We start from the raw sequence: 11,881 nt of genomic DNA on the forward strand, positions 1-11,881 counted from the left end.
TCAATTGATTCGCATGGCTTTAATTTGAAGGAATTCAAGAGAGGTGGGCCCGTGCTGATGGAAACTGCATTGTAAAACCTTCGGTAAAATGCGGTAAGGTCCGTGACATGTATAACTTGGGCGACCAATAGGCTAATGGTGAGCACGGATCGAATCAGCGCATTCGATTTGGTCCTACCAACAGGCATACCGGATAAGGGACGAGTCCTCACCCCAATCAGCCGTTTTTGGTTCGACCAACTTTCTCAAGAAAACCACCTGATTTCCACCGATCTGACGGATATGCAATTGCCGGTGGACGCCGATCCTAGCCAGTTGGATGGTCGTACCATGCGGGTCAAAAAAAAGTGGTCCCGATCGAGTGCGTGGTTCGCGGCGACCTCGTCGGCTCTGGCTCGAAGGAATATCAGCGAGATGGCTCCGTTTGGATTATTCAGTTACCAAGCGGCCTAACCGAATCCTCGAAATTTGATCAACCAATTTTCACACCGTCGACGAAGGCCGAAACGGGCCATGACGAAAATATCTCATTCGAACGTATGATCGAAGAGGTTGGCTCTGAAGTGTCGAATGAACTTCGAGAACGTAGTCTCGAAATCTATCAACAAGGCGCCGAATTGGCGATAAAAAAGGGAATCATCATCGCTGACACAAAGTTCGAATGGTGATCGGATGGCAACAAATTGATTTTGATCGATAAAGTGCTGACACCCGATAGCTCACGATTTTGGCCAGCCGACCAGTATGAATCAAGAAAAAGCCAGCCTTCCTTTGACAAGCAGTTTGTTCGAGATTGGCTAAGCACAACGGACTGGGATAAGAACAGCCCTCCCCCAGCGTTGCCGGACGAAATCGTTGCCAAAACCCGCGAGACGTACATTGATGCGTTTGAATGCCTCACCGGCAGTTCATTCGAGTGGAAGTAGTTCGGCTTCCGCCGCATCTTGCCCTTGATTTTGACTCTCAAGCCAGATGGCCCGCCACGTACAGGCGGGCGTCATGGGCGAGTTTTGTACCGATTTGTAGATCTCGATCGCTTTATCCACACTCACTTTGTCCTGGTCTCGAACCCCCATTGCTTCGTAACATCGAGCCAAATTGTATTTCGCACCTGAAATCCACATGCTGCCCGGATAGGCATCGATCAGCCGTTTTTCGAAATAGTTGGCAGCGACTTCGTACTCTCCCCGCTCGAAAGCAATCAATCCCAGCCAATAAGTGGCGGTTTGTTTCGTTCGAACCATCAAGGACTGAACCTCATCCAACCGCTGTTGATAAGCGGCAACTTCTTCAGGCGTCTTTCCTTCACCGATGGGAATCCTGTCGATGGCCTCAATCTCCGAATTCGGCCGTCGGCATTCAAGATAGTATTGCCGAGCCCCTGGCAGATCTTCCGTTGGGTCACACCTTCCACGCAAATGCAAGATCCTCGCCTGAACTAACGGAGTGCGACGGTCAAACAGTCGATACTCCGACGATAACCATCGGATTGAATCGGGCATCGAAACCAGTGACTCACGGATGGCAAATCCTTCGTAGGGCATTTGCCAAATCCCAACAGCTTTAATTTTTTCAGTTTTCGCCAGTTGCTGGGCAAGTAGTGTTGGAGCGACCGTAAGTACCATCTTGTTCGCGCCCATCAATTGTTGCTCCAGCACTGCCATGCGTTGGGAAAGGTAGCCGGGTGTCGCATCAATCAAAGCGACCACATTTGACAGCTCTTTCCCTTCGATCGGATAGGGGCTTCCACTTTGCTCCCCCATCTGGTGCAGAATGCCCGGATCGTCAATCACATCCTCCAACGTGGCAATGCTAAGGTCAGCTCCGAGCAGTGGCGTGCCAAGTCTCATATCGAACAGAAACAACTGGTCGCCCAGGAAGGCTGCGGGTAACCACGGCTCAATGTCGCCGCTCGGTTTTTCCACGGCCAACATGACGACCGGCAGACCAATCTGACGTGCCAGCAGAATGAAAACTCGCGACTTTTCCTGAACCGTTCCACGCCCCATTTGCAGCGACTCCCACGCTTGCAAAATAACGGGCGATGGCGTGCGATCAGTATCTCCAACCGCGTTTTCAACATCGAGCAGAAGATTTCGAACCGTCCAATCAAACAGCTGAGTCACATGAGATAAATCACTGGCCGTGGTTTCATCAAGTTTTTGAGCAGCCGTATCGATCAGACGCTGAAGATCGGGCGAGGGATTATTCTCCTGGATTACATTTCGAGCAACGTCTCGCATCCAAGTGGCTTCCTGCAGGACCTGCACGTCGTAGTTTTCAAGATTAAGTGGTGCGAGCTGTTCGTTACTCACAAGCCCCTGTTGCTCAGCAAGCACGTCAACGGTCCAATTCGGATCGGCCCTTTGGCGTTTCAACCACTGACGAAGGTGATAAAGAATTCTCTGCCGAGCCTCGGCCAGTTCAAATTCGTCAAGTCGCTTCAGAAAATCGAACCCCTGCTCAAAATCGCGGCGTCGACTCGCATCGCTAGAACTGAACTGGGGGGCGACAACCGGCATCGGTTGGTCGGAACCACTGCTGGTAAAAAACGCAAGTAGGCCAATGAATGCGACGGCCCCAACGGCGGCAGCAATCCGAAATTTAGAAGCATTTGTCATGAACTAACCTCAAACGTGAAACTCAAGCCTGATCGGCGACCACAGATCGAATCGCCAAGACTTGTTGCAGCAATGATTCGACTTCGTCGAGTGGAACCAGATTTGGACCGTCACTGGGCGACTCATCCGGACGAGGATGAGTCTCCAGGAACAAACCGTCGATGCCAACAGCGGCAGCCGCACGAGCTAACGGCGCGACCATTTCACGATTGCCACCCGTGGTAGCTCCGCGACTAGGCTGCTGGACGCTATGGGTCGCGTCGAACACGATTGGCACCTCAAATTCTCGCATTTGCACCAATGCTCGCATGTCATTCACAAGCTGGCCATAGCCAAAAAAAGTTCCTCGCTCACACAATAAGATGTCTTCGCAACCGGCGTGAGAAAGTTTGGCCACTACGTGTTTCATATCCCAGGGAGCCATAAACTGGCCCTTCTTCACATTGATCGCTCGCCCCGTTTTCGCTGCCGCCAACAACAAGTCCGTTTGCCGTGCGAGAAAGGCCGGGATCTGCAACAAATCACAAACCGAGCCCGCCTGCTGGGCCTGATCGGGCTCGTGAATATCGGTTGTGACCGGCAGTTGAAACTCATGCCGAATCTGCTCCAGTTGCTGCAATCCTCTTTCAATGCCAGGCCCCCGATCCGATTCGACACTCGTGCGGTTCGCTTTGTCAAACGAAGCTTTGAAGACCAACTGAATCGGCAACTGCTGCGCCAGTCGACTCAAGTGCTCGGCGATTTCCATCAAAACAGGCCCCTCCTGCAAGACACATGGTCCAGCAATTAAGAGCAATGGTTGACCATCACCCACCCGATACGGCCCGACTTTTGCAATCTTCACAACGTCATTCCTTCTTCCCTGATGCATTCTAACCGTTGGCGTAACTGCCTGGTAACTGCCTAGGGACATCCAAGTTCACGACGCGCAAGTTCACGACACGCAAGTTCACGACACGTCTTGTTGCCCGCTTTCACAATCCTCAATCCAATGGCGAGGCACGATCATCGTCAAACGACCAGGTAACACCTCAATATCAACCGGCAACAAACCGCCCGGATCGCCATCAACCTGAAAAGGCACACCCTCTTCCGCCTCAATCCTCAAACAACGCGACTTGACCGTTTGGACACCTGCAAGACTTTGATGTTGTCCAACGAAGATTGAGCTTAAATGAAAAATCCCGTGCCAAAACGAACCACCCTCGAAAGTTGTCACATCAAGTCGACCATCATACGGATTCGCTCCGGGGCAAATCCCGAGCCCGATCGCGTAAGACGGAGTATTGAAAACAAAGACCCAATGAGCCGTAATGTCGGCAACCACAGGCCCGTCACGCGTATCTCGACAAGTCACTCGAAGCGGAGGATATTCATAATTACGCACGGCATCGATAATCGGTTTGATCCAAGACCAATGGTTGATGTGGCCTGTTCGCTCCTGGTGCAGTCGCCGCACGACTTCGGCGTCAAATCCGCATCCCAGCATCAATAAGAACAAACGCGTCGAATCTCCCGTCGTAAATGCTCCCAGATCCAACTGGGCCACCCGACCAGCGGCCACCATTTCAGCAACCTGTTCAGGCTCAGCACTGATCCCCAGATACTTCGCCAGCAAATTCTCGGTACCCAACGGAAAGACACTTAACGGGATATTCGCCGGAATACGATTGACAACAATTTCAGCCGTCCCGTCTCCACCAGCAGCCAGCACGGTTCGGAGCAACCCTGTCTCAGCGAGCTTCTCCGCCTGCTCCGACAGCTGGTCTAAGTCAGAATACAAATCAACCGCCAAGCCACGCTGTTCGAGCGATGCCACGACCCCATCCAGCAGCTGACGCGACGGCCCGGCGCCAGCCTTCGGATTCCTAAGAATGAGGACTCGATCGGCGTCTTCCGTGAGTTCACGCGTATTTAGGGGCATCGAGTAAGGTCCGTCTACATGCATGCGATTCGACGGGAGCCGATCGCCCCTCAACGAAAAGGTGGAACTACAACCCGCCCGAAAATCAGGGATTCGAGACAATACAAGCTCGGATTATAACGTTGTCCACACCAGTCCTATATGGGGTCTGCCAAGCTGTAAAACGATAAATATTCTCAATTTGAGACGGTTGAACCAAGAGTTTTTTCCCATCAATCACTTCCAGTCATACGTCCCAAATTGCAACAGAAAAACAGCGCACTCTAAGGCGAATGGACTGATAGAAACCAGAATCGACTCGTCTCAAATTGAGCCAACTGAAAAGAAAGAAAACTGAACCCTTTTCTGTCAAACAACTTACGGAATAAGACAATTATTCGGTTGTCTCATTATTGGAATTGGCATGCAGAGTGCGTTTGTTGTTTTCTGTTGTTGGCCTTGTTGGCCGACGACAGCTGGCCCGCGGGGCCTTTGACGAACAGTATACCGGATGGTTGCCTTGCCCCTGACTGTCCAGTGTTGCCGTCTGTGAGATGGCACGTCGAAGGCCCCCTTTTTTTTTGCCACTTGTCGCTCCTGATTTCTCACTCGGATCAAACGACGATCGACGCCTCTTCCGTCGTCCTTGGGCAAGTCTTGACCATTCGCAACCAATCTCAGTGACAGCGGGTACAACCCAAGAGAAAACAGCGTTTGGCGCACAAAAAAAGTGGACCAGAAAAATCTGGTCCACTGTCGATCCCCTTTCGGGGGGAGCGGAGGAAGTGCGTCAAGCGTTCTCTAATGCCCCGCCGAGCTGCGTGCATCGGGCCAAATAAGGGTAGCCGTAATTGGTCCATCCGGCTGGCTTGGCGTCGGCTGAACCACCACAGGATGGGCCCCATGAGACGCCACAACCTGCCCTTCCACCACATCAGCTGGTAAATCTGGTCGAACACGATTTCGGTATTCGTCTTCCGCCATCACGTGACGCAGTTCCGATTCGGCAGCAAACACCACAAACGCGGCAATCAGCAGCAACATCGGATTGTAAACAAAGCCAAGTAGGGCTAACAAACAGGCGACGAACTGTCCGGTACGGACTGCCCAGCGAGTGGCCGACAGGTAATCGGTCATCAGTGCCAACATGGCTCGAAGGACTCGGCCACCATCCATCGGAAAAGCAGGAATCAAATTGAAAACAACAAGTGCCAGGTTCACTATCAGTAGCTTAGGCAACAGTGCCCCACTACCGCCATCAAGACTCACAATCGCTTGCTGAAAGCCGCCTCCCAGTGTCAATACCGCAAACAGCACGGCAGCAATCAACACGTTTACCGCGGGCCCAGCCAAGGCAATCACGAGTTCCTGCGCAGGATTCCGAGGGATTCGTTCCAAATGAGCAACGCCACCGATCGGCAGCAAAGTGATACCTCGGGTCGCAATTCCGAAGCTCCGAGCAGCCAGTGCATGGCCTAGTTCATGGAGCACAACGCAGCCAAAGAGCATCAGAACAAACACTAGCTGAGCCAAGCCGGCTGTCGCTGCCACGTAAAACATTAAGAGCCCGAAGCTCCAATGCAACGAGACATCGATGCCAGCAAGCGTCGTGAAGTACCAAGAACCTTTCATCAGTAATTTCGACTTTCTTTATGGGATGAAATGTGGGTAGTTGTTAGTGGTTTACGCGACAAAACTAAAGGTTGTTCGCCAACCAATCCTGGATATCCTGATTTAACGGCAGCAAATGGTGAAATATTGCTTTCGTTTCTTTGTTGAAACAATTGCGATGTTAAAAATTCTTCCCAGGCAAAAGTAGTCGGACAAGGAACAGCTTGCGACTTGGATCGAATTTGCCGCCAAAACCGGATATTTCACTGAACGGTACCAGGGTTGGTGTTAAAGTGAGATGCGACAATGCCAATGGCGAAATGACAACTCTTTGATTCAAGGTCACAGGATATGACGCAAGCTGAGCTATTCCGAAATCTTCTGATCATGGCAGCCATCGATGGCCGGATGACAGAATCCGAGTTACGTCTGCTTTCCGATCGGGCAACGCAATGGGATATTTCGGATGATGAATTTGAACAAGCCATTCAAGACGCCATCGCGGGTAAAACCGAGTTAACAATTCCCCACGACCCGGTCGAGCGGGCAGAACTGATCCAAGAGATGATTTGTATTATGGCGGCAGATGGACAGCTTTCCGAACAGGAAAAAGAGCTGTTGGCAATCGCGACAACCGCTTTTGGGATCTCGCCCGTCGAACTAAATGGGCTAATCGACAGCCTTCTGAATGACAGCCTTCTCGACGACGCGATCTGAGCACTCCACTGAGAATACACCGCATTGTTCCTTTTTCTGCGTCGCAGAAAAAGGTTGCCGAATCGGAGTATTCATCCGGTAAAACTCAATCGCAATTCGTCACTTCCACTCAGTATATCGATCGGCATCTTCTCGGTCTCGTATTCGTATGGAGGTGGCAGCCATTGAAATGTCTCGGGCCAAAGCCGATGTACGGTCGACAAAACATCGACAACCAGTTGATAGGATCTCACCCGTTGAGGTTGTACGATTTGAAGTGCCAAGCCTCCGCAACTTTGACCACTCCACTTGTCAAAGGTAGGTCGAAATCGAATCGGTCGCAGACAGACCCCAGCATGCTGGTCCCCAATTTCACGAACCAGTCGCATGGGATCGATAAAAGGCGCGCCGATAACTTCGAAGGGAACCGTCGTACCGCGTCCTTCCGAAAGATTTGTTCCCTCCAGCAACACCATTCCTGGATAAAGCAGCGTCGATTGCCAACGAGGAAGATTGGGGGATGGCATAGCCCACGGCAACCCGGTTTCATTAAATAATGTTTCAGGGGGACAACCGATGACGTCAACGACCTGCAGCTCCACATCGATACTCAATTCGGACTGGGCCAATTTCGCCAGTTGGCCAAGCGTCATTGCATGCCGCATTGGAATCTGCAGCATTCCTACAAAGCTAAAGAATTCAGGGCGAAGATGTGGGCCCTCTAAAACTGTGCCACCGAGCGGATTGGGACGATCAAGGATCACCACACGAACTTGATTTCGCCCACATGCTTGCAGGCATTTGACCACAGTCCAAGCATAGGTATACACTCGCGTTCCCACATCTTGCAGGTCGATCACAAATAGCTTGATATCCTCCAACATGCCATCAGTGGGCGCTCGGGTTTCGCTGTACAAGCTGTGAATTGGAACCCCCCAAGGACTTTGTTCTTGGTGTCGCGTCTCAATCATATTGGCTTGTTGTTCTCCCCAAAGTCCGTGTTGAGGTGAGAACAGGGAAACAAGTTGTCCCGGGAAAGCGTTTTGCAGCACATCCACGGCATAGTTCCAAGACCGATCGACCGAAGCCTGATTCATCAGCAAGCCGAATTTTTCACCGCGCAATGCCTGAGGAGGATTCAGAACGCATTGTTCCAACCCAGTGACAACGAAAGAGTTCACGATTACTTACCACCTAACGCCCGAGTTGCGATTTTGGTGCCATCAAGTCAGTTCGGAACTTCATGGTTAGAGGAACCCGTGATTCGACTCGCACACCATCCGCCAGCGTAGGTGGCAAGTGAACCAATCACAGGATACCAAGGCCACGCCAAGTTGAAGGGCACCCAGGAAAATTTTGCACTATAAAATTGGCCAAGCCAAGGCAACGCGAATTTAACCGAGATTAAACAGACGAGTCCACAGACCAAACCGATCAAAGCGCTGCGTTGATCGGCTCGTGGAACGAAAAGTGCCAAGCTAAACACTCCCAGCAGCAAACCGGCCGAGAAACCTGCGATCGCCAAAGCGTCACTCACCACACTCTGTGTCACATGACTGGCGGCAATCGCAACGACGATCTGAATGCCACCAAACGCAACAGTAAAAAACTGGCTCAGCCGTAAAAGAACCGGATCGTCTGACGCCCTCCCCAGCCGAGGTGCACAAAGATCATTGACGGCAGAAGAAGCAGATGAATTCAAGGAACTCGACAACGTGGACATGGCCGCCGCGAAGACTGCTGCCAAGACAACACCGATCAATCCTATTCCGGCAGGCAGTTCCGAGACAATAAAGGTGGCGAATACGTGATCGTTGGTCTCGAATAAATTTGCAGGCGGAAACTGATGATAAAAGCAGGCCAATCCCACACCTAACAACAAAAATAAAGCAAATTGCCCGCAGACGACAAAGCCGCTGCTCGCAAGCGCCCAGCCAGCTTGTCGTTCATTCGAAGCACACAAGTATCGCTGAACCATCATCTGATCAGTGCCATGCGTACCCAAAGTCAAGAACATGCCTCCGATCAGTCCGGCCCAGAAGGTAAAGGGATCGCTCAAACCGCCTTGAAAATCAAAGAGTCGAAAACGTTCGGTCGCATGGCCATATTCCATCACTTGTTCAACACCACCAGGCAAGCGATAGATAATCACCGCCGCAGCAATCGTTCCTCCCAACATGTAAACGACAAACTGCAAACAGTCGTTCCAGACCACTGCCGTCATTCCACCGAAATAGGTGTAAACCATCGTGGCCAGTCCAATGGCAATCACACAGGCTGGCAACGGAACTCCGACAACCTTTTCAAGAACAATCGCGGTCAGAAACAACCGCAACCCATCTCCTAAATTACGTGCTACCAAAAATACAATCGAAGCAACTTGTTTCGTGGCTCCGCCAAATCGCTTTTCCAAAACCTCGTAAGCCGTGAAGATCCGCCCCTGAAAATAGAGTGGCAACAGAAACCAAACCACCAACAGCCTGCCGACAATGTAGCCAAATGCTAGTTGCAGAAATCGCAAATCACCATCCGCTGCATAAGACAAGCCGGGCACACTAAGAAATGTGGCCGTGCTGGTTTCCGTGGCAACAATGGAACCTAAAATGGCCCACCAAGGTAGGTCACGGTTGCCCAGCAGATAGGTCGACATATTCCTCACGCCGCGACCAATCCACAATCCAAAAACCACGACTGCCAGCAGGTAGGCAATCAAGACAGCGAGATCGACGGGATCGACTGCAAGCGTCAACGGGGTTGCTCCAAATTACCGATTGGGCACCACCCGAACTCAACCAACTGCTTCGCAGGAAGAATCCGGGCGTTCAAAGACAACTCACTCGGGAGCCACATTTTCTTCTGGCCGCACCAAACGAAAGGTAAAAACTGCGAGGAGCGCTCCCAAAACTGGTGCGGTGAGGTAGATCCAAACCATCATGAGCGGCTGCTCGGATACCTCATTCACCGGTGTCAAAGCTGCCGCGATTGCCGGTCCAAAGGAACGAGCTGGATTCATGGATGCTCCACAAGCCGGGCCCGCGAACATCGCCTCCAAGGCAACCACTGCTCCGACAGCCACTCCCGCCATGATTCCTTTTTCTTGTGATCCGGTTGAAACATTCAACACAACGAACATCAGAAACCAGGTCAGAATGACCTCCAACAGAAATGACTGCCAAACTCCGACATTGGGCAGCGTTGCGCCCAATTCGACATCGCCGGGATACAACAACCGCAGTGTAAAGCTGCCAAGAATCGCTCCCGTCATTTGACAACCGATATAAGGAAGCACTTGCTTACCTTCAAATCGACCTCCGGCCCAGAAGCCGATCGTCACCGCCGGATTGATATGAGCCCCCGAAACGTCGCCCAACGCATAGACAACGGCCAGCACGACCAAACCGAAAGTGAGCGCAATGCCCATGTGCGTGATTGCCCCACCCGATGCGTTGTTAATGACAATTGCACCGGTCCCGGCAAAAAGCAGGATAAAAGTGCCGAGAAATTCAGCAATGTACTTGCCCATCATAATCTTTACAGCCTTCCACTCGCCAAACGAGATGCTCCGATCTCTGGTCGGAACGACACAGCAATCTACTCAATTTGGAACTTACCAGCAGCCACCCATCGGATCAATAACGCATCCGCCGAACTGACATCCAGTCCAACGCCATCTACCCGCTGCAAGCGATGCAGCGTCGATATTGTGGACTTTCGTCGCTCACCACCGACTGCCGAAGCGACTCACGCCCAGAACTTTGAGTTTTTGGCTTTGAATCGCCGGCCATTCCAAAACCACAGGGGTTGGAATTCGAATGCGTTATTTCCAACAAACGCCAGCCTCTCGAATCAACCGCTGACATTTTCCAGCCCGAGATCCGGCTAACTATTCGGGATGGAGCCAATGGGGTGATTCGAATTGGATCCGATCGCCGAAGACTTATCATGACCTCTCGATGAGCCTCCACGCACCCTCTCCAACCTGCAAATCGCTGCTACGTGCGAGAGGGGCTTGCCCGTCCGTCAGAAGTCGCGCACATTGTCAGCATGAACAATTCGATTCGTATCGCCTCTTTAATTTCAAGTGCCACCGAAATTCTGTTCGGCCTCGGTCTTGATGAACAGACCGTGGCAATAAGCCACGAGTGTGATTATCCGCCGCAATGGCGTCGAAAAACTCGCCTTACGGTTTCGCACATTGACTCCTCTAGGCCAAGTGCGGAGATTAATAAGCAAGTACAGCAATTCACCGAGACCAGTTCAGCTCTCTACGGCGTCGACCTGCCAACCTTATTAACATTAAAACCAGACTTGATTATCACTCAAGATCAGTGTGAAGTCTGCGCGGTGCCACTTGACGATGTTTTACAAATCGTCAACAGCCATCCAGAATTACAAGACACTCACGTACTGACCATGAATCCGATTTCGGTGAGTGACGTTCTCAACGATATAGCTAGAATCGGAAAGGCAACTGATACTTCCGCACAGGCCACAAGCTGGATCGGTCAGTTGCAATCACGTATCCATACCGTTCGAGGCATTACAGAGAACATTCCTCAGGCATCTCGTCCCCGCACTCTCTGTATCGAATGGGTAGATCCCGTGATGCTCGCTGCTAATTGGACGCCGGAACTAATCGAGTGGGCGGGTGGTATCAACGGACTCACCAAGGGCGGCCAACACAGCCAATGGTGTGACTGGAAACAGATTATTGAATTCAACCCGGACTTGATAATTGTCTCGCCTTGTGGGTTTGACCTCAGTCGCACACTCATTGAGGCACAAACATTACAGACACAACCTGGCTGGCAAAAATTGAATGCCGTGAAAACGAACCGTGTCTTTGCCGTAGATGGCAACGCGTATTTGAATCGTAGCGGCCCTCGTTTGGTCGACACGCTGGAAATCCTCGCGAGTCTTTTTCACGCGAGCGTCTTCCCACCGATCCACACGCATGCGGTCTGTCCGCTTCCCGTTCGCTAACAGCGGCGCTCACCAGGAAAACCTCGCAAGAGAACACAATAAAACGTGACCAAGTAGCGTCATGTGC

At 51.6% G+C, this 11,881-nt stretch carries 9 protein-coding genes and 1 pseudogene; 3 read left to right on the forward strand and 7 right to left on the reverse strand.

Features of this window, described 5'->3' with window-relative positions:
* The first annotated feature begins 135 nt into the window (after positions 1-135).
* A pseudogene (locus P8N76_15105) lies at positions 136-926 on the forward strand (phosphoribosylaminoimidazolesuccinocarboxamide synthase).
* Here P8N76_15105 and P8N76_15110 read toward each other — a convergent pair.
* From P8N76_15110 to P8N76_15125, 4 genes are all read right to left on the reverse strand, one after another.
* Positions 909-2,621 carry a hypothetical protein gene (locus P8N76_15110; protein ID MDG2382995.1) on the reverse strand — a complete coding sequence of 571 codons (1,713 nt, stop codon included), beginning with the start codon at positions 2,619-2,621 and terminating at the stop codon, positions 909-911. The pseudogene P8N76_15105 and the gene P8N76_15110 sit on opposite strands and share 18 nt — an antisense overlap.
* A 22-nt stretch (positions 2,622-2,643) precedes the next feature.
* Positions 2,644-3,465, reverse strand: a complete 822-nt coding sequence (gene kdsA, locus P8N76_15115; protein ID MDG2382996.1) for a 3-deoxy-8-phosphooctulonate synthase — start codon at positions 3,463-3,465, stop codon at positions 2,644-2,646.
* 105 nt (positions 3,466-3,570) lie between these two features.
* A complete protein-coding gene (locus P8N76_15120; GenBank protein MDG2382997.1) occupies positions 3,571-4,545 on the reverse strand; it encodes a diacylglycerol kinase family protein in 975 nt (324 codons plus the stop codon).
* A 780-nt stretch (positions 4,546-5,325) separates the two neighbouring features.
* Positions 5,326-6,156, reverse strand: coding sequence for a site-2 protease family protein (locus tag P8N76_15125; protein ID MDG2382998.1), 831 nt, complete (start codon positions 6,154-6,156; stop codon positions 5,326-5,328).
* Between the two features lie 330 nt (positions 6,157-6,486).
* On the opposite strand from P8N76_15125, the gene P8N76_15130 reads away from it, so the two are divergent.
* Complete coding sequence (locus tag P8N76_15130; GenBank protein MDG2382999.1) at positions 6,487-6,852, forward strand: TerB family tellurite resistance protein; 366 nt, start codon at positions 6,487-6,489, stop codon at positions 6,850-6,852.
* A 71-nt stretch (positions 6,853-6,923) separates the two neighbouring features.
* Here P8N76_15130 and P8N76_15135 read toward each other — a convergent pair whose 3' ends face one another.
* From P8N76_15135 to P8N76_15145, 3 genes are all read right to left on the reverse strand, one after another.
* Entirely contained in the window at positions 6,924-8,012 is a 1,089-nt protein-coding gene (locus P8N76_15135) for a DUF1343 domain-containing protein (protein ID MDG2383000.1), read from the reverse strand.
* Between the two features lie 47 nt (positions 8,013-8,059).
* A complete protein-coding gene (locus P8N76_15140) occupies positions 8,060-9,580 on the reverse strand; it encodes a sodium:solute symporter (protein MDG2383001.1) in 1,521 nt (506 codons plus the stop codon).
* Positions 9,581-9,664: 84 nt separating this feature from the next.
* A complete protein-coding gene (locus P8N76_15145; protein MDG2383002.1) occupies positions 9,665-10,390 on the reverse strand; it encodes an aquaporin in 726 nt (241 codons plus the stop codon).
* Between the two features lie 485 nt (positions 10,391-10,875).
* Between P8N76_15145 and P8N76_15150 the strand changes: the two genes are divergently transcribed.
* A complete protein-coding gene (locus P8N76_15150; GenBank protein MDG2383003.1) occupies positions 10,876-11,814 on the forward strand; it encodes a cobalamin-binding protein in 939 nt (312 codons plus the stop codon).
* The last annotated feature ends 67 nt before the right edge of the window (positions 11,815-11,881 follow it).

This window comes from Pirellulaceae bacterium (assembly GCA_029243025.1).
GTDB lineage: Bacteria > Planctomycetota > Planctomycetia > Pirellulales > Pirellulaceae.

Coding starts and splice junctions, on each gene's coding strand:
- P8N76_15110 (MDG2382995.1), bottom strand. CDS start 2,621: ATGACAAATGCTTCTAAATTTCGGATTGCTGCCGCCGTTGGGGCCGTC.
- P8N76_15120 (MDG2382997.1), bottom strand. CDS start 4,545: ATGCCCCTAAATACGCGTGAACTCACGGAAGACGCCGATCGAGTCCTC.
- P8N76_15125 (MDG2382998.1), bottom strand. CDS start 6,156: ATGAAAGGTTCTTGGTACTTCACGACGCTTGCTGGCATCGATGTCTCG.
- P8N76_15130 (MDG2382999.1), top strand. CDS start 6,487: ATGACGCAAGCTGAGCTATTCCGAAATCTTCTGATCATGGCAGCCATC.
- P8N76_15150 (MDG2383003.1), top strand. CDS start 10,876: ATGAACAATTCGATTCGTATCGCCTCTTTAATTTCAAGTGCCACCGAA.